This window comes from Rossellomorea aquimaris (genome assembly GCF_020172085.1).
GTDB classification, from domain to species: domain Bacteria; phylum Bacillota; class Bacilli; order Bacillales; family Bacillaceae_B; genus Rossellomorea; species Rossellomorea aquimaris_E.
Genome location: NZ_JAIVAT010000003.1, coordinates 1,250,762 through 1,270,830, shown reverse-complemented (window position 1 = coordinate 1,270,830; position 20,069 = coordinate 1,250,762). Strand labels below are relative to the sequence as shown.

Annotated in this window: 24 protein-coding genes and 1 pseudogene; 17 read left to right on the top strand and 8 right to left on the bottom strand. The window is 41.0% G+C overall.

The window, feature by feature from the left end; translation table 11 throughout:
- Positions 1-21: 21 nt before the first annotated feature.
- The gene (locus tag LCL96_RS07350; protein WP_224940754.1) at positions 22-165 is read right to left on the bottom strand and encodes a hypothetical protein; all 144 of its coding nucleotides are present in this window, start codon (positions 163-165) and stop codon (positions 22-24) included.
- Positions 166-338: 173 nt separating this feature from the next.
- On the opposite strand from LCL96_RS07350, the gene LCL96_RS07345 reads away from it, so the two are divergent.
- Together LCL96_RS07345 and LCL96_RS23595 are read left to right on the top strand one after the other, a co-directional pair.
- On the top strand, positions 339-1,142 hold the full coding sequence (locus LCL96_RS07345; protein ID WP_224940753.1) for a 3D domain-containing protein: 804 nt from the start codon (positions 339-341) through the stop codon (positions 1,140-1,142).
- Between the two features lie 310 nt (positions 1,143-1,452).
- Positions 1,453-2,025 (top strand): 3D domain-containing protein, encoded by a 573-nt coding sequence (locus LCL96_RS23595; protein ID WP_318246404.1) that lies wholly within the window; start codon positions 1,453-1,455, stop codon positions 2,023-2,025.
- Between the two features lie 75 nt (positions 2,026-2,100).
- On the opposite strand, the gene LCL96_RS23420 is transcribed toward LCL96_RS23595, so the two are convergent.
- Entirely contained in the window at positions 2,101-2,229 is a 129-nt protein-coding gene (locus tag LCL96_RS23420; RefSeq protein ID WP_263628068.1) for a hypothetical protein, read from the bottom strand.
- A gap of 587 nt (positions 2,230-2,816) precedes the next feature.
- Between LCL96_RS23420 and LCL96_RS07335 the strand changes: the two genes are divergently transcribed.
- The 4 genes from LCL96_RS07335 (at position 2,817) to LCL96_RS07320 (ending at position 7,815) form a co-directional block, all read left to right on the top strand.
- Positions 2,817-4,346, top strand: a complete 1,530-nt coding sequence (locus tag LCL96_RS07335; RefSeq protein ID WP_224940752.1) for a BCCT family transporter — start codon at positions 2,817-2,819, stop codon at positions 4,344-4,346.
- 218 nt (positions 4,347-4,564) lie between these two features.
- The gene (locus LCL96_RS07330; protein WP_172655644.1) at positions 4,565-4,687 is read left to right on the top strand and encodes a YjcZ family sporulation protein; all 123 of its coding nucleotides are present in this window, start codon (positions 4,565-4,567) and stop codon (positions 4,685-4,687) included.
- A 147-nt stretch (positions 4,688-4,834) separates the two neighbouring features.
- On the top strand, positions 4,835-5,470 hold the full coding sequence (locus tag LCL96_RS07325; protein WP_224940751.1) for a lytic transglycosylase domain-containing protein: 636 nt from the start codon (positions 4,835-4,837) through the stop codon (positions 5,468-5,470).
- A gap of 125 nt (positions 5,471-5,595) precedes the next feature.
- Positions 5,596-7,815, top strand: coding sequence for an AAA domain-containing protein (locus LCL96_RS07320; protein ID WP_224940750.1), 2,220 nt, complete (start codon positions 5,596-5,598; stop codon positions 7,813-7,815).
- Positions 7,816-7,840: 25 nt separating this feature from the next.
- Here the strand turns inward: LCL96_RS07320 and selD are convergent, their stop codons facing one another.
- A complete protein-coding gene (selD, locus tag LCL96_RS07315; protein WP_318246403.1) occupies positions 7,841-8,893 on the bottom strand; it encodes a selenide, water dikinase SelD in 1,053 nt (350 codons plus the stop codon).
- Between the two features lie 228 nt (positions 8,894-9,121).
- Here selD and LCL96_RS23690 point away from each other — a divergent pair.
- Positions 9,122-9,310 (top strand): annotated as a pseudogene (locus LCL96_RS23690) (Rdx family protein); the annotation flags it as partial.
- A 438-nt stretch (positions 9,311-9,748) separates the two neighbouring features.
- Here LCL96_RS23690 and LCL96_RS07305 read toward each other — a convergent pair.
- Positions 9,749-10,141: an Hsp20/alpha crystallin family protein gene (locus LCL96_RS07305; protein WP_224940749.1), complete on the bottom strand. Its 393-nt coding sequence runs from the start codon at positions 10,139-10,141 to the stop codon at positions 9,749-9,751.
- Positions 10,142-10,241: 100 nt separating this feature from the next.
- Between LCL96_RS07305 and selA the strand changes: the two genes are divergently transcribed.
- Positions 10,242-11,654: an L-seryl-tRNA(Sec) selenium transferase gene (selA, locus tag LCL96_RS07300; RefSeq protein WP_224940748.1), complete on the top strand. Its 1,413-nt coding sequence runs from the start codon at positions 10,242-10,244 to the stop codon at positions 11,652-11,654.
- A gap of 41 nt (positions 11,655-11,695) precedes the next feature.
- Here the strand turns inward: selA and LCL96_RS07295 are convergent, their stop codons facing one another.
- On the bottom strand, positions 11,696-11,836 hold the full coding sequence (locus LCL96_RS07295) for a small acid-soluble spore protein P (RefSeq protein WP_224941328.1): 141 nt from the start codon (positions 11,834-11,836) through the stop codon (positions 11,696-11,698).
- A gap of 115 nt (positions 11,837-11,951) precedes the next feature.
- Here LCL96_RS07295 and LCL96_RS07290 point away from each other — a divergent pair, with 115 nt between their 5' ends.
- Positions 11,952-12,209, top strand: a complete 258-nt coding sequence (locus LCL96_RS07290; protein WP_224940747.1) for a hypothetical protein — start codon at positions 11,952-11,954, stop codon at positions 12,207-12,209.
- A 152-nt stretch (positions 12,210-12,361) separates the two neighbouring features.
- Here the strand turns inward: LCL96_RS07290 and sspO are convergent, their stop codons facing one another.
- A complete protein-coding gene (sspO, locus tag LCL96_RS07285) occupies positions 12,362-12,511 on the bottom strand; it encodes a small acid-soluble spore protein O (RefSeq protein WP_224940746.1) in 150 nt (49 codons plus the stop codon).
- A gap of 320 nt (positions 12,512-12,831) precedes the next feature.
- Between sspO and acnA the strand changes: the two genes are divergently transcribed.
- From acnA to LCL96_RS07250, 7 genes are all read left to right on the top strand, one after another.
- Complete coding sequence (acnA, locus tag LCL96_RS07280; RefSeq protein ID WP_224940745.1) at positions 12,832-15,543, top strand: aconitate hydratase AcnA; 2,712 nt, start codon at positions 12,832-12,834, stop codon at positions 15,541-15,543.
- Positions 15,544-15,688: 145 nt separating this feature from the next.
- Positions 15,689-16,276, top strand: a complete 588-nt coding sequence (locus tag LCL96_RS07275) for a peroxiredoxin family protein (protein WP_224940744.1) — start codon at positions 15,689-15,691, stop codon at positions 16,274-16,276.
- A 164-nt stretch (positions 16,277-16,440) separates the two neighbouring features.
- Positions 16,441-16,587, top strand: a complete 147-nt coding sequence (locus LCL96_RS07270; protein WP_098354592.1) for an FbpB family small basic protein — start codon at positions 16,441-16,443, stop codon at positions 16,585-16,587.
- A 103-nt stretch (positions 16,588-16,690) separates the two neighbouring features.
- Positions 16,691-16,834: an acid-soluble spore protein N gene (locus LCL96_RS07265; protein ID WP_044336998.1), complete on the top strand. Its 144-nt coding sequence runs from the start codon at positions 16,691-16,693 to the stop codon at positions 16,832-16,834.
- 76 nt (positions 16,835-16,910) lie between these two features.
- Positions 16,911-17,129, top strand: coding sequence for a small acid-soluble spore protein Tlp (gene tlp, locus LCL96_RS07260; protein WP_224940743.1), 219 nt, complete (start codon positions 16,911-16,913; stop codon positions 17,127-17,129).
- A 184-nt stretch (positions 17,130-17,313) separates the two neighbouring features.
- Entirely contained in the window at positions 17,314-17,730 is a 417-nt protein-coding gene (locus tag LCL96_RS07255) for an acyl-CoA thioesterase (RefSeq protein WP_224941327.1), read from the top strand.
- 71 nt (positions 17,731-17,801) lie between these two features.
- Positions 17,802-18,107: a hypothetical protein gene (locus tag LCL96_RS07250; RefSeq protein ID WP_224940742.1), complete on the top strand. Its 306-nt coding sequence runs from the start codon at positions 17,802-17,804 to the stop codon at positions 18,105-18,107.
- Positions 18,108-18,157: 50 nt separating this feature from the next.
- Here LCL96_RS07250 and LCL96_RS07245 read toward each other — a convergent pair whose 3' ends face one another.
- Positions 18,158-18,448 (bottom strand): HesB/YadR/YfhF family protein, encoded by a 291-nt coding sequence (locus LCL96_RS07245; protein WP_224940741.1) that lies wholly within the window; start codon positions 18,446-18,448, stop codon positions 18,158-18,160.
- Between the two features lie 119 nt (positions 18,449-18,567).
- Between LCL96_RS07245 and LCL96_RS07240 the strand changes: the two genes are divergently transcribed.
- Complete coding sequence (locus tag LCL96_RS07240; RefSeq protein WP_224940740.1) at positions 18,568-18,828, top strand: hypothetical protein; 261 nt, start codon at positions 18,568-18,570, stop codon at positions 18,826-18,828.
- 55 nt (positions 18,829-18,883) lie between these two features.
- Here LCL96_RS07240 and LCL96_RS07235 read toward each other — a convergent pair whose 3' ends face one another.
- A complete protein-coding gene (locus LCL96_RS07235; protein ID WP_224940739.1) occupies positions 18,884-20,038 on the bottom strand; it encodes a CapA family protein in 1,155 nt (384 codons plus the stop codon).
- Between the last annotated feature and the right edge of the window lie 31 nt (positions 20,039-20,069).

Here is a 20,069-nt window from a genome sequence, read left to right as displayed (position 1 = left end):
TAACTTGTTAAGGAAAAATCGTCAAAGGGTGCCAATTATTGCGATAGCCACACTGCGAGACCGTGCCTTAACGTAGGCATTTCTTTCATTTTTTTGAGCCATCAAATATGCAGTGAAAGTCCATAAATTCACTTTTAATCCAAAATATTCTTTTACTTTATCCATAGTCTTCCTCTATATGATAGTTCATCCAGGAAAACACTTTCTATTACAGAAGTGAAATATTCTTGACGCACGATGTTAATTTTCCTGTTATTGAATTGAGATTTTACTATGTTAGTATTTTCCCTGTTAGCAAAAATAAATAAACCGCTAGCTACATAAGGAGGAATTTTTCTATGAAACTTAAAAAATCGATTATTTCTGTGGCTGCATTTACAACACTTGCAGTGTCTGGTGGAGCTAGCGCTTCAGCACAGAACATAGAAGTAAAAAAAGGCGACACATTATGGGGACTTGCACAGGAATACGGAACATCAGTTGATCAACTCATGACATGGAATAACCTAGGTTCGCACGTTATATATCCTGACCAGGAACTCCAGGTTTCTTCTAAGGAATACTATACAGTAAAAAAAGGTGACACACTTTGGGGAATCTCTTCCCTTTATGGAATTTCAGTTGACAGTCTTGTGGGATGGAATGCCCTTGATAGCGACCTAATTATTCCAGGACAAGAACTAATCATCAATCTAGACGATAAATCAACTTCAGCTGCTGCAAATACTTCTGAAAAAGCAGAAGCCCCTGCTAAGAATCAAGAAGCAGAAGTAGCTCCAGAAGCTGAAGCGCCAACTAAAGAAGCAGAACCAGCTCAAGCTGAACCTGCCGCTGAACAAACAGCAGTAAAAGAAATTACGGTAGAAGCCACTGCGTATACTGCAAATTGTGATGGCTGTTCAGGTACAACGGCTACCGGCGTGAATTTAAAAGAAAATCCTGATGCAAAAGTGATCGCAGTAGATCCGGATGTTATTCCACTAGGATCTAAAGTGTATGTTGAAGGGTATGGTTACGCGACTGCAGAAGATACAGGCGGAGCCATTCAAGGTAACCGTATTGACGTGTTCCTTCCTTCAAAAGATCAAGCACTTGATTTCGGAAGAAAAACAGTAAATGTAAAAATCCTTGAAACAAAATAATAGAGTAAAACCACTGAGAAATTATTCTCAGTGGTTTTTTTACGCTCATCATTGAAATCCTTCATCCGGTAATCTTCTAATACATGAAACCATATCTTTCTATACTACTCACAGAAACCAAACAATATTTCCCTCCATATGAAATACATAGAATTCTTTTAAAAGAGTCGACAGAATTAATGAAATATTACATGCTTGTCATCTAATTGTTATTGGTTTATAAACAGTTTGTTATGTGCCTGAGGTAAGTCTATGTTACTATTTCAACTGTTGGTTTCTTAACCAATCACAAAAGGAGGAATTTAACAAGATGAAAAAAGTATTATTTTCCATTTTTTCCTTCACAGTTTTTCTTACAATCGGACTTGCCTCTGCATCAGCGGAAAGCAATGATACTGACATAAATGATTATCATAATATAGAAGAAGGCGATATCCTGTGGGAAATCGCCAATCGATATCATGTTTCCATCGATGAGGTGGGCACACGCAAGCAATTGTTAGAAGAAGGGTATTCTGTGAATGAGGAATCTCAGACTGAGCAAGCTGTAAAATCTGCAAAGACTACGGAGAAGAAGGACGATAACGTTGTTAAAGAACTAGATATCAAAGCAACGGCTTATACAGCACATTGTGAGGGTTGTATCGGTATTACGAAAACAGGGGTCGATTTAATTGAAAACCCTGATGCGAGAGTGATTGCAGTAGATCCAAGCGTCATACCTCTCGGATCTAAGGTTTATATAGAAGGGTACGGTTTTGCCCGTGCGGAAGATACAGGCGGAGCAATTAAAGGGAACCGCATCGACATCTATATGGAAAAAGAAAAGGATGCCCTTCAGTATGGGGTAAGAGATGTAAAGGTCAAAATTATAAAAGAGTAAGTAATGATAAGGGCGCCACTGTCGGCGTCCTTTTTCATATGCTCTTTTTTACTCCTATAGTATGAACTCCATTGCTTATTTCCCCTCTGTGCTTTTACTCTTTCTGGCAGCTGGAGCGACGGATTTCAGTTCTATTTCTTCACCCATTTGTTGTTTAGCCAATTTTTTTGATGCCTCATGCTGTGTTTGTTTATGATTTTTCATCGGATTACCTCCTAAGTAGATGTCATCATTATTTTCTCCCAAAGAGTATTGAATAATAGATAAAAATGACACCAAGATTTCCAATTCATCTACCCCATCCTTTCAAGTATCAGCGACATTATTTCTTTGAGATCAACCTATATAAGTCAAGGCGAGAAAATACCATGAAAGAAGAGGGGATATCTCTATTACACCATATGAGTAAAGCGATTCCATTTCCAATTAGTATCAGATGAAGAAACAGAAAGAGAGGGATAATGCGATGAAAAAGAAAAGGAATGAAATTCAAAAAATGACAAAGACTAATAAAAATAATGATAGTTTTCACTTGCAAAAGTAAACTTCTTTCTGATAGGGTAACAAATGTTGGTTTTATAAGAGAGTGACTAGGGAATAGGTAATAAGTAATCATTCCCTCATCCTCAGAATGCACATTTTCCCATCGGCATTAACTGAGACTCTTTCAACATGAGGGGGCATTTGCAGTAGGTGTACATATTGCTTGAATAAACACCTCGAATCCCACTGTAGTACCCTTCATTAAGAAATGAGCTAAAAAAACCTTAGAATTTGGAAAGGAGAATTTTATGAAGAGAATATCCAATGTTTTCTGGATTACCGTATTACTGGTTGTTGCTGCCGTCGGGTATGGAGCAATCGCACCAAAATCGTTTGAAACCGTAACAGCTAATATGCAGACTTTCATTACTTCGACTTTTGGTTGGTATTATCTTATTTTAGTTACAGTAATTGTGATCTTCTGTGTGTTCTTAATCTTTAGTCCCATGGGAACGATTCGATTAGGAAAACCGGATGAAAAGCCTGAGTATACAAAAGGAACATGGTTCGCCATGTTATTTAGTGCAGGTATGGGAATTGGTTTAGTATTCTGGGGGGCAGCGGAACCGCTGTCTCACTATATGGCTCCTCCAATGGCAGAAGGGGGAACTGACCAGGCAATTAAAGAATCGATGCGTTATACATTCTTTCACTGGGGCATTCACGCATGGGGGATTTATGCTATCGTTGCATTAGCACTTGCTTATTATAAATTCCGTAAAGATGAACCGGGATTAATCTCCGCTACGTTGAAGCCTATTTTTGGAGACAAAGTGAATGGACCACTGGGAACGGTCATCGATGTCCTTGCCGTATTCGCCACGGTCGTAGGGGTTGCAACAACGTTAGGATTCGGAGCAGCACAAATTAATGGCGGGCTTTCCTACCTGCTTGATATTCCAAACAACTTCACCGTCCAGGCCATCATTATCGGTGTGGTAACCGTCTTGTTTATGATTTCAGCATGGTCAGGATTAAGTAAAGGAATTAAATACTTATCCAATACGAATATGGTACTTGCCATTGCCCTTCTCGTATTAGTGTTCTTCATCGGACCTACGTTACTGATCTTGAATATGTTCACGGATACGATTGGTGCTTATATTCAAAACATCGCCGCAATGAGCTTCAGGATTGCGCCATTAAACGAAGAGCATCGTTCATGGATCAATGGATGGACCATTTTCTACTGGGCTTGGTGGATTTCCTGGTCACCATTCGTCGGTATCTTCATCGCACGTGTTTCAAGAGGAAGGACCATTCGCGAATTCTTGATCGGGGTATTACTTCTACCTGCTCTTGTCAGCTTCATTTGGTTCGCTACTTTCGGTACTTCTGCCATTGAAGTGCAACAAGCCGGTACAGCTCTTTCGGATCTTAATACAGAAGAAGTTCTGTTCGCCGTCTTTAACGGATTTGAATGGTCAACAATCCTTTCTGTCATAGCCATCACGCTGATTGGAACATTCTTTATCACATCTGCTGACTCAGCTACCTTTGTGTTAGGGATGCAAACCACTTACGGTTCGTTAACACCACCAAACTATGTTAAATTAACATGGGGACTTGCACAGTCTACCGTGGCATTGATTTTACTATATAGCGGTGGGTTACAGGCTTTACAGAATGCATTGATCGTCGCAGCATTGCCGTTCTCAGTGATAATGGCACTCATGATGATTTCTCTGTACAAGTCACTAAATCAGGAGAAAAAGGAATTAGGTTTATACATTAAGCCTAAGCCTAGAAAAACGAAAGAACCTAAAGAACAAATGTAAACGACTTAAAACGCCTGGAAGCTTCCAGGCGTTTTCTTTATGCTGAACTGGACGTTTTCATCATTTTTGACATCTTTCATATAGGAAGAACCCTTTATTCATCGCAATCAGTCATGTTCGCAAAATCTTGGCGGAGGATGTTTGATGAATTTCATTAACCTACATTTTGTCCACTACATACATTAATATCGTAGTAAGATAACTGGAGGTGACTGATGATGTATGGATATGGATACCCTGGATATGGATATGGCTGCGGTGGTGGCTACGCTGGTGGTTTCGCGTTAATCGTAGTTTTATTCATCCTTTTAATTATCGTTGGAGCAGCGTTTGTTTGTTAACATTAAATAGATAATGGTTAGGTGCTTCCGAATGGCTGATGATAAATCGCTGTTCGGGGGCATTTTTTTGTCCTTTATGGATTGTCAGCGATTGAATATCATATTAGAATACAAGGAGTATAAATTCCCTTGTAAAGGATCGACCCCATGCCTAAAACACGAAAAAAACGGCCAAAAAACAAGAAAACTTCATCACCTTTAAAGATCATACTCATCCCCTTCGTCATTTTAGCGCTTTATTATGCTGTCAACATTGGGGATCAATCATATAACCTTTCTTCGATTGGAAAAGAAGAAATTCCCGCCCAGTATATCCCTATCTATAAAGCCGCTCAGGAAAAATACGGTGTACCTTGGTATTTACTGGCCGCTCATCATCGAGTTGAGACGAAATTCTCCACAATGAAGACGCTTGTTTCTCCAGCGGGAGCTGAAGGACACATGCAATTCATGCCTTGTACCTTTGTAGGCTGGTCACACCCTAGCTGCTCAGGACTTGGGGAGGGAAACATCCCCTCAGATCAAAAGACAGACCCCGCTATTATTAAGAAATATGGAGGATACGGGGTGGATGCAAACGGGGATGGAAAAGCGGATCCTTTCCAAATAGAAGATGCCATATTCAGTGCCGCTAACTATCTGGCACGAAATGGGGCGGCTGATGGAAATATCGAACAAGCGGTATTTGCCTATAATCACAGTGAACAATATGTAGAAGACGTTTTGTATTATGCTGATCGATTCGTGGAAGAGGATAAGAAAACAACAGGAAAGCCTATGTAATAGATGAACCAGATCAAAAGAACCGTTGCTTTGTGAACGGTTCTTTTTTTGATTACCTATACACGCATTCAATAAATTGATATGATAAGGTTCTTGATTTTTAAAGTATGACAAAGGTGATTACGATGAAAATAATGAACATGATAGATGAGTGGAAAACTGCTCTTGATATGGAAATTCTACAGTTGAAAAAACGAGAAAATTCAGGTGTCCCTATTGAAGAAGGTAGATGCATACGAAAAGAGGAAGGTGCTTATATCTATTGGTTCACCTTTCACTATCAAGCTTTGCTACCCGAGGGGGGAAGCGTCATCTTTAAGCGTAAGCAATCCTTGATCCAAGGCGTGGTGATTAGTTCAGAGGAGCGTGAGTGCATACTTGAGTTCGATCAGTTTCTGGGAGATACGATTACCTATGGACAGATTCTTCATGAACCCTGGGACATCCTTGAAAAGCTCATGGAACGATTGGATGAGGCCAAGGAACGTCATGGGAAAACAGAGCGAATTCACCAGGTTATGTTTCCTGAAAAAAACAAAAAACAGTTTGAATATAAATCACCACTGCACGAAGCATATGTCAGAAGCAAGTATAACCCCGTCACATATCTGTGGGGACCTCCGGGTACAGGAAAGACCTATACCCTTGCCCGAGTGGCGGCTTATCATTATTCAGAGGGAAAAAAAGTGCTCCTTCTTTCCCATAGTAATGCTGCAGTGGATGTATTAATAGAAGAAATGCATCATTTTCTAAGCAGCCATGACAGGTGGATACCTGGAGAAGTCATAAGATACGGAGCAAGCAGAAAACGTATAAATGAAGATGTCACAGATTTGAATGTTCTTCAATTATTGGAACAACAGGACCCATCCCTTTCCGAGGAAAAAGGAAAGGTTGAAATCTATAGAAAAAGGCTGAAAAAAAAGTTATCCAAAACCTATTCTGCATATGATTCAGAAAGGTTGTCACAACTTGAAGTACATTACCAAAAAATCAAAGAAACCTTTAAGAGGAGAGAAGGGGATCTGGTCTCAGAGGCTAAAGTGATCGGGACAACTCTATCGAAAGCAGCTATCGATAAGCTCCTTTATGAACAGGAATTCGACCTAATCATTGTGGATGAAGCAAGTATGGCATATGTTCCCCAAGTTGCATTCGCTGCGTCGCTTGGGAACAGGATCATCATCTGTGGGGACTTCAAACAGCTGCCACCCATTTCAACTTCTTTTCACAGCATGGCAGTCAAATGGTTAAAGGAAGACATCTTTCATTCATCAGGTGTGGCGGATGCCGTAGAGAGAGGGGAGGATCATCCCCAACTATTATTGCTTCCGGAACAGAGACGCATGCACCCGAGTATTTCATCATTCTCCAACCATTATATTTATCATTCAAGAGTGGGAGATCATCCTTCCGTAGAAGCGATTCGTTCTTGCATCACCGAAAAAAAACCCTTTCCTTCATATGGTGCCGTATTATTTTCACTCATAGAAGGGACGGAGTGGGCAGAAACTCAAAAAGGATCAAGATGGAATGTGTTATCGAGTCTGGTATCTATTCAGCTGATTATTCAGGCAATGGGGGATGGGTTGCCTTCAATTGGTGTGGTGACACCGTATCGAGCTCAGGCAAAATGGTATAATCTGTTGCTGGATGAATTGGTAAGGAGTGGGCGGGCTTCTGAGGATCTATATGCATCTACTGTTCACGGCTTTCAAGGATCTGAAAATGATATGATTCTGTTTGATCTTGTTGATGGGGAATCCCACAGTAAGCCAGGAAGGTTGATTACCCAAAAAGGAAGCGAAAGGCTTATTAATGTAGCCATCACTCGTGCAAGGGGGAAGTTTATCCTTGTTGGAAACGATGCATTCATTCAACAAAAGACCGATAGATCCAAACCTGTACATCAATTGATTTCTCACCTTCAACTTGAAGGAAAAAGTGAGAATAGCAGTTCACTCTATCCCACGTCCACAAAGAAAATGAAGTGGATCGAATCCAATGATTTCAATAAGTTATTAAAAGATTTTAAAGCAGCAAAAACCAAAATTATAGTGAACGTCCAAGATAAAAAAGATATTCCACGACCATTAATGATGGCATTACAAACTGCAGCAGAAGATAAGCAGGTGGTGATTCGCTGTCAATCAGGTATTGAATCAGCTCAGGATGCAAAGATCGTATTAAAGGACTCATCAACTTCGATTCCTTTTATTGCACTTGACGATAAAGTGATTTGGTTCAACTCATTTGCAAATGGGGCGCATCCATTCCCATTCCACGTAAGAATTTTATCAAAGAAAATAACAGGCCAATTTTTCAAAATGATTGAAGAAAAATAAACGGTGAATCCTAAGGATTCACCGTTTATTTTTTCACCGAGATACTCCAATTTTGTTTCGGTTTGACGCGACCGATTATACTGGCTGTGATGGCGTGCTTATTTAGTTCTTCAAGATATCTTTCACCTTGAGAAGCAGGCAAACTGATAAGCAATCCACCTGAAGTGATGGCATCACAGAGAATCCATTGTTCTTCCTGAGTAAGATCAGGATCATAGTTGACCTTTTCTTGTAGCCATTTGTGGTTCGCTTTCGATCCTCCAGGAATGATACCTTGATCAGCCAATTCTTTCGTCCCTTCTAAAAGGGGGATAGAGGCATAGGAGAATTCAAGCGATAGGTTACTTCCTTTTGCCATTTCATAAGCATGTCCCATTAAGCCGAAGCCTGTCACATCGGTTACGGCATTCGGACTGAATTCTTGCAATACTTCTGCAGCCTTTTTATTTAACATGCTCATGACCTGGATGACGGACATTTCTTGGTCGTGAGTTACAACCTGACGCTTGATGCCTGTCGTCATGATCCCTACACCCAAGGGTTTCGTCAAAACTAGTATGTCTCCTTCTTGAGCACCATTATTGGTCCAGTATCTTTCAGGATGAACGATACCCGTAACACTCAGTCCGAACTTGGGTTCTTGATCGTCGATGGAATGACCACCAACTGTCACTGCACCGGCTTCTATCACTTTGCTTTGTGCTCCTGATAGAATTTCGGCAAGTATTTTTCCCCCTAGCTTTTTAATGGGGAAGCCTACAATATTTAAGACGGTTTTGGGAGTACCACCCATTGCGTACACATCACTTAACGCGTTAGCAGCAGCAATTTGTCCGAATTGGAAAGGATCATCCACAATCGGTGTGAAATAATCAACGGTTTGTACCATGGCAAGATCGGCTGTCAGTTGAAAGATGCCTCCATCGTCAGATGATTCGCTTCCTACCAATAATTCCTTAGTGTATGGTTGAGGGGGTAGCTGACGCAACACTTGCGTCAGGTCACTTGGACTAAGTTTGCACCCTCAGCCAGCTTTTGAAGAAAGTTCTGTTAATCGGATAATTTCTTCCTTGCTCATCTACTTCACCCCTTTATGTATGAATAGTCTTATTGTACAGGAAAAAAATGCAATCGGGCAAAGGAGAAGCGCAAAGAACTTTTACAAAGTGATGAATATTTGCACGCACATTTTCCATCCTATAGAATGAACTATAATAGCAAACGCATTCACATGATATGGAGGAGGATTCTGATGAACAAAATCATGTTGACCATTGAATTTTGCATGATGTGAAACTACGCACCTAAAGCCGCGAGTTTCGCGGAACAGCTGTTCAATCATTTTAGGTCCGACATTGGACAATTGAAGTTAGTGCCGTCTTCTGGGGGCGCATTCGAAATTACAGTGGGGGAAGATAAGATTTATTCCAAACTGGACACAGGCGTTTTCCCTGATGTCAACCAGATCATAACGATCATTGAACTTCATAAATAACTCTATCCGCAAAGATTGTTATTATTTTTTCACAGCCTGTGATCCTGCAGTTGCTCTGTCATTGAGTGTGTGCCTGAGGGTGAAGGGAACTGTATTAGTACTATTAACTATAATTGATCACTGCAACTACTAAAGTTGGTGTAAGTTATCCCGACATTTAAAGTATTATTACTGAAACATTTATGCTTGTACAGTTGATTGAAGCGGAAGGTGCTCGACTCCTGCGGGAAACGCTGGACAGGTGAGACCCCACAGGGCAAAGCCCGAGGAGGCTCACCGCCAGCCCCGCGGAAAGCGAGCACCTGGAGCGGAAATCAACCACCTCTCGCTTGTTCAAAAGTAACAATATTTACGAAAACGGGCATATAAAACAGAAGAAAAGGTCTTTGACACATCAAAGACCTTTTCTTCTGTTTTTTCTATATAAATGAAGGATCTTTAGTCATTCGACAAACCTTGAACTCGAATGACGAAGGATGAAGGGGTGGAACATTCTTTTTTAGGAACGTTGATTTCAATTGTATGATGCTCAATGGAATAGGTGATGGCTCGTTGCTTTAAGCAAAAAGGAAATCGAATGGATCGTTTTCTAATTTTACTTTCATCCTTCAGCATGATCGATACCAATAATTGAGTATCCTTTTTCTTTATGATCAATTCCTCCGGACAAATATTTTCAGTCTCGATTTCCACGATGAACGATTCCGTCGTGTCAAGAAAGTCTACTCGGAATTCCTGTTCATCCAATTGAACCGTTGCAGGATCCAATAACCAATCCTTCATACCCTCCTCCCAGTTCTCTAAATAGAAATCCCCCTTATCCTTACTCATTTACACCTGACCCCCAACTACGTCTTTTACATATTGTATTCGTTCTAATTTAAATGGTGAGGGTGTTATAATGAGGAAAAAGAAAATAGGGGGATTAACCATGAACCATCTCGCCCGACACATACCACCTATTCATGAACTGCAGCAAACCGAACAATTCCGCACTTTCCTTCAGCATCACAACCTTTCCTGGGAAAAAGGGACGGACCTGCTGAAAAAGGTGATTTCATTATTTCGTACTTCCATTTTGAACAATGAGTGGGAAGGGCCTGATCCAACTTCTGACCAATTCGTTCATGAGGTTTTTGACCGAACTGAAACCATGATGCATGACTCCTATTCCTTGTCGCTTAGTAGGATCATAAACGCCACAGGTACCATTTTACATACCAATCTGGGACGGGCAAGATTAGGGAAGGAAGCAATGGAACATGTCATAACTACAACTTGTCACTACAGCAATCTCGAGTATGACATTGAGGAAGGGAACAGGGGATCGAGGCATTCCCATGCGGAGAAATTCATCTGTGAGTTAACAGGTGCCGAAGCGGCAATGGTTGTCAATAATAATGCTGCAGCCGTTTTTCTTATCCTTTCTGCTCTTTCCAAAGATAAAGAAGTAATTGTTTCTAGAGGAGAACTGGTGGAGATTGGAGGATCATTCCGTATCTCTTCTATCATGGAAGAAAGTGGGGCTATCCTACACGAAGTAGGCACGACGAATAAAACCCATCTAAGAGACTATGAAGAAGCGGTGAACGAAGAAACGAGCATGGTAATGAAGGTCCATCAGAGCAATTTCATCATCAAAGGTTTTACTTCCTCCGTTTCAACAGAGGAACTTGCTTCATTATCAAAAAAACATTCCCATGTCCTTTATTATGAAGACTTGGGAAGCGGGGCACTTTATGACTTTAGACAGTTGGGAATCGGACATGAGCCGGTGGTCAAGACAGTCCTGGATACTGGGGCAGACCTCGTCTCATTCAGTGGGGACAAATTATTAGGAGGGCCACAGGCAGGAATCATTGCTGGAAGAAAGCAGTGGATCGACCACCTGAAGAAGCATCAGCTTGCCCGCGTGCTACGTGTCGATAAAATGACTCTCGCAGCGCTTGAAATGACGCTATTGCACTACATCAAGGGAGAAGAAAAAGAAAAAAATCCAACCATTGAATCCATCACGCGAACCAAAGAAGACATCCTGATTCAATCCAAGAACTTTGCTGGCGGTATAATAGCACTGCAGAATGGTTTCACAACAATCATAACAGAAGGAAAGAGCCAGGTCGGAGGGGGGACGATGCCTGAGGTTGAATTGGACACATATATCGTTTCCGTCAGTCATCCTGCTCTTTCCTCACAAGACATACACGCGAAGCTTCGAAAGGGAAGCCCCTCTATTTTGACAAGGATTCAAGAGGATGCCGTCCTTTTTGATTTACGGACAGTCTCCCAGAAGGAAATGACAGAAATCATCCATGCGCTACATAACATACAAGAAACCAGATAAAAGGGAGAGCAGGCTGAAAGCTGCTCTCCCTCATGTATAGATTACATATCGTGGTGACTATTATTTTTTTGACGGGTATGGTTACGATTCTTTACTTTATGTGATCCACTCAAAGGCTCAGGCTGTCCCGATTGTTTTGGAGCATTTTTACGCATATCTTTGCCATCATTTTTGTTCATGATTCATCCCTCCTATCATTTAGAATGCTTTTTTAATGAATGAATTATTCACACGTATGGATACAATCGTGTTTGGCTATACTAAAAAAGCTAATTTCTGATTAAGGAGAGATCAATCATGCCTTACCATAAAAACAAGCAGCAGGCGTTTCAAGCGGCTGAACAGAGCGTGACGGAAGTACAGAATACGGTCAATGAGCTTGTACTTGATGGAGCAAGCTACGGCTCACAACTGGCTCATCTCAAAAATGAAGTGAATGAGGCCTATCAACAAATCGAAAATGCACTTGAAGTGGCTTCGGATACTCAACGTGCCCAACTTCAGCAATTCAAATCCGACTTGTCTTCTATTGTGAATGAAGTAAATGAACAATAGATTCAACCCGCTTATGGCTACTATAAAACCCACCTTGTTGAATATTCAGCAAAGTGGGTTTTATTCTTTCCATAAGCGGGTAGGGGAAAAGAGGTAGGGTTGGAGAACATCTCGGCCCATTTCTGCTTGACTGACATGTTCAGCCTTACCAGTTACTGGTTTGTTTTTCGTTTTTTATTAAACTGACGTTGTGCTGCAGTCAGTGGTTCATTGGAATACTCTTCATTGTATCCGGCACCCTGGCCTTGTGATTTCGCTGCATTCATTCCGTTCATAACATGATTTGATTTACGTTTTGCCAATGTAGAACACCTCCATGTAGATAGAATGCCACTTAACAAGGCTCCCTATTAAAGGAAAAGGCTAACAGATTTATTTTTTCAAAATAATATTAATTGAAATCTGACACGATTTGACAAGGTGAAAAATGTTGTTATACCAATATTTCTCTAGAAACCCAAAGGAGTTTAATCATTTAGATAAGTAAAACTTATCAAAAACAATAACTTTATTGTTATTTACTTATGTAATCGCTTGTATTAAGATGTAAATGTGAGAAAAGTTCGTTTAGAACGAAAACTTTTCGACTTATTGTGTGATGTAGTTTAGAGGGGGAATCGAAATGGCAAAGAACGATGTATTTAATGCACGATCTTCTTTCGAACTAGAAGGAAAACGTTATCATTATTATCGTTTAAAAGCGCTTGAAGAAGCAGGAGTAACAAAAATTAACCGTTTACCTTACAGCGTAAAGGTACTCTTGGAGTCTGTACTTCGTCAATTTGACGGACGTGTCATTAACAAAGAACATGTTGAAAACTTAGCAAACTGGGGATCCACTGAAGTGAAGGATGCAGAAGTTCCATTCAAGCCTTCACGTGTTATCCTTCAGGATTTCACTGGAGTCCCTGCGGTAGTGGACTTAGCGTCTCTACGTAAAGCAATGGCGGATATCGGTGGAGATCCTCAAAAAATCAATCCGGATATCCCGGTTGATCTTGTTATCGACCACTCTGTACAGGTTGACAAATACGGTACAGCGAATGCATTACAAGCCAATATGGACCTTGAGTTTGAACGTAACGCAGAGCGTTATCAATTCCTTAGCTGGGCACAGAAGGCATTTGAAAATTATCGTGCTGTTCCACCGGCAACAGGGATCGTTCACCAAGTAAACTTAGAATACCTGGCAAACGTCGTTCACGCTATTGAAACAACAGAAGGTGATTTTGAAGCATATCCGGATACATTGGTTGGTACGGATTCTCATACAACTATGATCAATGGTATCGGTGTACTTGGATGGGGTGTAGGTGGTATTGAAGCAGAAGCAGGAATGCTTGGTCAGCCTTCTTACTTCCCTATTCCTGAAGTTATCGGGGTGAAACTGACTGGTGAGCTTCCTAACGGAGCGACTGCAACAGACCTTGCCCTTAAAGTAACACAGGTATTACGTCAAAAAGGTGTAGTAGGGAAATTCGTCGAGTACTTCGGTACGGGTGTAGCAACATTACCACTTGCCGACCGTGCAACGATTGCCAACATGGCTCCGGAATACGGTGCAACGTGTGGTTTCTTCCCGGTTGATTCAGAATCACTTGATTATCTGCGTCTGACTGGACGTGAAGAGGCACATATCAACATGGTTGAAGAGTACTTAAAGAAAAATGACATGTTCTTCACACCTGAAAAAGAAGAGCCAACATACACTGACGTAGTGGAAATTGACCTTTCAGCAGTGGAACCAAATCTTTCAGGACCAAAACGTCCACAAGATTTAATCCCACTTTCTGATATGAAAGAAGCTTTCCATAAATCGATTACGGCTAAAGAAGGCGTGCAAGGTTTCGGTCTGGATGCTTCTGAAATTAACAAAACTGCCAAGTACACTACAGAAGATGGAAAAGATGTTGTGATGCCAACAGGTGCGATCGGAATCGCTGCCATTACTTCATGTACCAACACATCTAACCCATACGTTATGTTAGGTGCCGGCTTAGTTGCGAAAAAAGCAGTGGAACTTGGAATGAATGTTCCAGATTACGTTAAAACATCCCTTGCTCCAGGTTCTAAAGTTGTAACTGGTTACTTAAGAGATTCAGGTTTACTGTCTTATCTTGAAGATATCGGATTTAACTTGGTAGGTTACGGCTGTACGACGTGTATCGGTAACTCTGGTCCACTTCGTCCAGAAATCGAGAAGGCTGTATCAGAAGCTGACTTACTATTGACGTCCGTACTGTCAGGTAACCGTAACTTTGAAGGACGTATCCATCCACTAGTAAAAGCAAATTACCTTGCTTCACCACCGCTTGTTGTTGCATATGCATTGGCAGGTACTGTGGACATCGATCTTCAAAAAGATTCTTTAGGTAAAGATAAAGATGGTAATGACGTATTCTTCAAAGATATCTGGCCATCACAAGATGAAGTGAAGGATGCTGTTAAATCAACCGTTACACCTGAATTGTTCCGCAAAGAATATGAGCATGTCTTCTCTGAAAACGAGCGCTGGAATGAAATCAAAACAAGTAACGAACCACTTTACAGCTTTGATGAAACATCAACTTACATCCAAAATCCAACGTTCTTTACAGGACTAGCGACTACACCTGAGGACATCCAAGGGTTAAGCGGTCTTCGCGTTGTTGGTAAATTTGGAGATTCTGTTACAACCGACCATATTTCACCAGCAGGTGCCATCGGAAAGGATACTCCAGCAGGGAAATATCTTCGTGCGAATAATGTAGAACCTCGTGACTTTAACTCTTACGGTTCACGTCGTGGTAACCATGAAGTGATGATGCGTGGTACGTTTGCAAACATCCGTATCCGTAACCAAATTGCTCCTGGTACAGAAGGTGGCTTCACTACTTATTGGCCTGAAAATGAAGTAATGCCAATGTATGATGCGTGCATGAAGTATCAACAAGATGGTACTGGGTTAGTTGTTCTTGCAGGTAAAGATTACGGTATGGGATCTTCTCGTGACTGGGCAGCGAAAGGTACGAATCTTCTTGGTATCAAGACTGTCATCGCTGAAAGCTATGAGCGTATTCACCGCTCAAATCTTGTGATGATGGGTGTTCTTCCACTTCAATTCAAGAAGGGTGACAGCGCAGAATCATTAGGATTGACAGGTAAGGAAACAATTTCTGTCAATGTGACCAACGATGTAAAACCTCGTGATATCCTAACTGTTACAGCTGTAGCTGAAGATGGTTCAAAAACAGAATTCGAAGTACTGGCTCGTTTCGATTCTGAAGTAGAGGTAGACTACTACCGTCATGGTGGTATTCTTCAAATGGTTCTTCGTAATAAATTACAAGCATAAGATGCTTTAAAGCCCCGGTTTATCCCGGGGCTTTTTTTAATCATCATCCACGTTCCCTCCTTCAACTCGTAAAATCCATGACTAAAGAAAGACAAGCCTTCATAAGATGATAGTAAATATCCGTTTTAGGAAGGGAGACACTCTTTTGAAATCCATTTTTGGCATTTTGCTTGTCACTTTATTAGTCTTTTCATTCTATATAGAGAATAAATCCTCTCCGAATTCCTTCACTAAGAACACGTTTCAACAAAGTGAAACCTATGACCAATTGATCGATATTGAAGAGGGAGAGACTGCAGAAGCCACTCCTGTTGAAAACGATTCCGGCCCGAATGTGGGAGATGCGGCCATTGATTTTAAGCTAAAGACGTTGAGTGGGGAAGCCAAGACATTATCTGAATTGAAAGGGAAGAAAGTGATTGTGAATTTCTGGGCTACCTGGTGCCCTCCTTGCAAAGAAGAGATGCCTGTTCTGCAGGAGTTTTATGATAAATACGGCAAGGACGTTGAAATACTCGCCATCAACATCGATCCACAATATAACGTTAAAGAATACCAAGCATCACTGGGTCTGACATTCCCCATCCTATTGGACACAGATGATAAAATCAACAATGCCTACGACATCCTGACTGTCCCAACTACGTATATCATCAACGAACAAGGCATCATCACCCATAAGCAAATAGGAGCCATCACCGACATCGATACCCTTAAGTCCCTGATTAAGTAAGGGACGGACTTTCATACAGTGAGATGATGTCACAGACGTACAAGAAATAATGACTTGAACAGCCGCAGACACCCATCAATCGCTCCAAATGTGACCTTTGTTTAAAATATCTGACATTTGGATATACTATTTATACAAACACATGAGAGAGCGAGGGGATCGACATGCGCAGACCAAGGAAAAAATCATTTGCGGATCTTGTGAAAGAAAACAAACAACAACTCCTATTGGATCAGGATGCTATTGATGCCATAGAAGAACGTATCGATGCAAGACTTGAGATTAAGCGCCCTATAGGCAAAGCCGAGTAAGAAATTACGAGGCTTATTTTTTTTGCTTTCCTTTATTACTGCCAATTATTACGCCTATTCATCCTTCCGAATTTGGTAATCATACTAGTAAGGGGGGAAGTTGATGAGTAACTCAAAGGGAAGTCCGAATCATTTTGCACCGAATCATATCGGTACGCAATCAAGAGCCGCTGGAGGCAACAAAGGGAAGCAAATGCAGGATAAATCAGGGAAGCATGCACAAGTCATCCAAACGAAGGGTGAATAACGCTTACCTTTATAAGAGGTAAAGAGGGATTGACCTTAGAGGTCCGTCCCTCATCATTGATGGGAGGAATGTTAGAATGGCATGGAATAAACCGAATCCGGATGATCGTAGTGATAATGTTGAGAAGCTTCAAGGTATGGTTCAGCATACAATCGAGAATATAGATCGAGCAGAGGAATCAATGGCTTGTACGGATAGCGAAGAGCAGCTTCAATCCATTCAGGCTAAGAACGAACGTCGCAGAGAGAGCCTTCAGGCGTTTCGCAGCGAAATCAAGGACGAGTCGAAGCAATAAAGGGAACAGCCCGGACAGAAAGGCTAAAGGAATAGTTGCCTTTCTATCCGGGTCATTTTATTATTTTTCATCAACATCTCATTTCGCTAATTAGGAGCCTTATCCTCCGAAGCCAATTAATTCTATGCCTGACGCAACTATGATAAAATGGACAGGATACTGATTAGATAAAGAGGGTGTAATGATGCAGATTTCAGAGAAAACCATAGAAGTAAGATATGCCGAAACGGATCAAATGGGCGTTGTCTATCATGCAAATTACCTTGTTTGGATGGAACTAGGTCGTACAAAACTTATTGAAGACCTAGGATTTAGATATGCTGATATCGAGAAAGAAGGAATTCTCTCCCCAGTCATCGATTTGAATGTCAGCTATAAATCACCCGTTCGCTATGGAGAAAAAGCATTTATTAAAACATGGGTTGAAGAGTACGATGGACTCCGCATTACATATGCATATGAAATCTATAATGGAAAAAACGAACTGGCCATCACTGGACAATCGAAACATGTGTGCGTCAAACAGGAGAATTTCCGTCCTATTTCAATAAGAAAAATGTTTCCTCATTGGCATGATGCGTATGAAAAGGCAAAAAAGTAATTCGGGTTAACTTCTTCGATTAAACCTTTTCCCTGGATTTCCTCAGAAAATAAATTGGAAAGGAAAACGCCATGGCATTCGGACTAACAAAAGTAGAACTAAAAGAATGGAAACAGCAAGTAATGAAGGGTGAGATTGCCTTTCTGACACACTTCTGGCTGGATGAACGCTTTCCCAATGCACGTTCTGTAACAAAAGTTGGCTGCTCAGACATCGCTGCATTATCCCGGTGGGGAGAGAGGTATGGCTTGAAGAAGGAATGGATCCATCAAAGGGATGACGGCTTCCCCCATTTTGATCTATTAGGGGATACCCAATATGACATCCTTTTAAAAGAAGGTCTTCATGATCATATTTCACGTTTTGTTAAAGGATAGCGGTATTTTCGTGAATGCAAAATGGCTGGCGAAGGCCAGCCATTTCTTTCTTACTTTTTATATTCGTAAGATGGTTCTTGAAGATTTTGGTCGTACTCAACGTATAAATCATGACCATCAAAGTACCATAAATCTCTCTCTTCGATAAAAAACTCCCGATTTTCAATTTCGATACGTTTGCCAAGAACCACGGGTTCGTCTTTGTTCACTCCTAATGAAAAACCATCATGCAGAGGACTGGAACCCCCGTACCTTACGTAAAAACGAACTTGTTCACCTTCCTCTACAAGCATTTCGTTTTTAAACCAAGTAAGAGCTTCTTTTGAAATATGTATGTTCATTGATGAGACTCCTTTCTCTACAGGTATTTCCAGAGCGTTTCTGGACAAAGCAGGTTTCATTTCATATTATATACATTGTAAGACTGAACATCTACTAATACGCAAAAAGGATGAGCGTGATGAAAACACAAGCACTACTCTATTACATAGGTGCATTTATTTTTGCCGGTCTAATTGTATTGACTCTTTTACAATTGCACGACCTGAAGTATCAAATGGAAGCAGGCGTTTTCATTGTTGTGGCTGCTCTCATATATTACGGGATGGTTACCCTATTCTTCAAGGGCACCCGTAAGACCTTCTTATTGGTTAATGCGTTGTTGGCCATGTTTGCTCTTGCAGGCATATTCTTCAATTCATTCATATTCGGTGGTCATTAAAAACGAGCTTCCTAAAAGGGAAGCTCGTTTTTTTACATCAATAAATTGGTTTCGCTCATTCCGGCAAACCGTTCACCATATGTGAAACCATGTCATTTTCCGTGTAGGCTATCATGCCATTTTTGCTTGCAAAATCGAGAGGGTAGACCCTGTAGTTTCTATAATGATTCTCTGACACAAACGTCGGCTGGAATTGAATGGATGGAAACGAAATGGTCGAACCTGCGGGATTCATCGCTTTCTCAACCTGAACTGTTACCATTCCCCCGATATCTTTATAGTCATCCTTTTGACCTGAAAGAAAATTTCCAAGTGAATACACAACAACAGCATTCCTTCCATCACTCGTTTTATACGTTTGGATTGGCTGCAGAACATGAGGGTGGTGTCCAAATATGATATCAACCCCATTATCCGTCAACACCTTTGCCAGCCTTTGCTGTTCCTCAGAAGGGTATCGTTGATATTCATTTCCCCAATGCAGGCTCATTACCACTAGATCGATATCCATTTCTTTAGCCTTCTGGATTTCCTTGATCATTTTTTGTTCATCAATTAAATTGACTAGATACTCTTTTCCCTCAGGGACAGGGATTCCATTCGTCCCATATGTATATGAAAGAAGGGCAAATTTGATTCCATTCACATTAAAAGTTCGTATCCGATTTTGGTCTTCACGGCTTTTAAAAGCCCCTACATAGGGCATGGAGATTTCCCCGTAATAGTCAATTGCGCTCAGAAGACCCTTTTCACCCTGATCCAATGAATGGTTGTTAGCGGTGGTCACTACATCCACTCCAACATCCTGAAGAGATTTAACAATTTCTTTCGGACTGTTAAAAAGCGGATAGCTCGAAACACCCAATTCCACACCACCCGGGGTTGATTCCTGGTTGGCAATCAGGAAATCAGGGGAAGATAGCATCTCATTAACGGGAGAAAACATAGGAGTGAAATTATATCCGGATTGATTTTTTGCATCTTTATAAACGGTATCATGAATGAGGATGTCACCAATGGCAGCAAGGGAAGCAGTCGTTTTGATCGATTTCCCTGATGCTTCAACCTCCCTGGTCGTATGCAGGATTGAAGTAAACTTATCCTCTTTGGAAGATGTCCTCCAATCGGAATACTGGCTTGTCATGATAAAACCGCTCAGTAATACCAAAGAAATGCAGACGATCATCCCTATCATTATACGCTTTTTCATATTCATCATCCTTTATTTAGGGCACTACGTT

Coding starts and splice junctions, on each gene's coding strand:
- LCL96_RS23595 (WP_318246404.1), top strand. CDS start 1,453: ATGAAAAAAGTATTATTTTCCATTTTTTCCTTCACAGTTTTTCTTACA.
- LCL96_RS07235 (WP_224940739.1), bottom strand. CDS start 20,038: ATGAAAAAGCGTATAATGATAGGGATGATCGTCTGCATTTCTTTGGTA.
- LCL96_RS07305 (WP_224940749.1), bottom strand. CDS start 10,141: ATGAGTAAGGATAAGGGGGATTTCTATTTAGAGAACTGGGAGGAGGGT.
- LCL96_RS07270 (WP_098354592.1), top strand. CDS start 16,441: ATGCGCAGACCAAGGAAAAAATCATTTGCGGATCTTGTGAAAGAAAAC.
- LCL96_RS07325 (WP_224940751.1), top strand. CDS start 4,835: ATGCCTAAAACACGAAAAAAACGGCCAAAAAACAAGAAAACTTCATCA.
- LCL96_RS07245 (WP_224940741.1), bottom strand. CDS start 18,448: ATGAACATACATATTTCAAAAGAAGCTCTTACTTGGTTTAAAAACGAA.
- LCL96_RS07290 (WP_224940747.1), top strand. CDS start 11,952: ATGCCTTACCATAAAAACAAGCAGCAGGCGTTTCAAGCGGCTGAACAG.
- LCL96_RS07335 (WP_224940752.1), top strand. CDS start 2,817: ATGAAGAGAATATCCAATGTTTTCTGGATTACCGTATTACTGGTTGTT.
- LCL96_RS07240 (WP_224940740.1), top strand. CDS start 18,568: ATGAAAACACAAGCACTACTCTATTACATAGGTGCATTTATTTTTGCC.
- LCL96_RS07320 (WP_224940750.1), top strand. CDS start 5,596: ATGAAAATAATGAACATGATAGATGAGTGGAAAACTGCTCTTGATATG.
- LCL96_RS07250 (WP_224940742.1), top strand. CDS start 17,802: ATGGCATTCGGACTAACAAAAGTAGAACTAAAAGAATGGAAACAGCAA.
- selA (WP_224940748.1), top strand. CDS start 10,242: ATGAACCATCTCGCCCGACACATACCACCTATTCATGAACTGCAGCAA.
- tlp (WP_224940743.1), top strand. CDS start 16,911: ATGGCATGGAATAAACCGAATCCGGATGATCGTAGTGATAATGTTGAG.
- LCL96_RS23420 (WP_263628068.1), bottom strand. CDS start 2,229: ATGAAAAATCATAAACAAACACAGCATGAGGCATCAAAAAAATTGGCT.
- LCL96_RS07255 (WP_224941327.1), top strand. CDS start 17,314: ATGCAGATTTCAGAGAAAACCATAGAAGTAAGATATGCCGAAACGGAT.
- acnA (WP_224940745.1), top strand. CDS start 12,832: ATGGCAAAGAACGATGTATTTAATGCACGATCTTCTTTCGAACTAGAA.
- LCL96_RS07330 (WP_172655644.1), top strand. CDS start 4,565: ATGTATGGATATGGATACCCTGGATATGGATATGGCTGCGGTGGTGGC.
- LCL96_RS07350 (WP_224940754.1), bottom strand. CDS start 165: ATGGATAAAGTAAAAGAATATTTTGGATTAAAAGTGAATTTATGGACT.
- LCL96_RS07345 (WP_224940753.1), top strand. CDS start 339: ATGAAACTTAAAAAATCGATTATTTCTGTGGCTGCATTTACAACACTT.
- LCL96_RS07265 (WP_044336998.1), top strand. CDS start 16,691: ATGAGTAACTCAAAGGGAAGTCCGAATCATTTTGCACCGAATCATATC.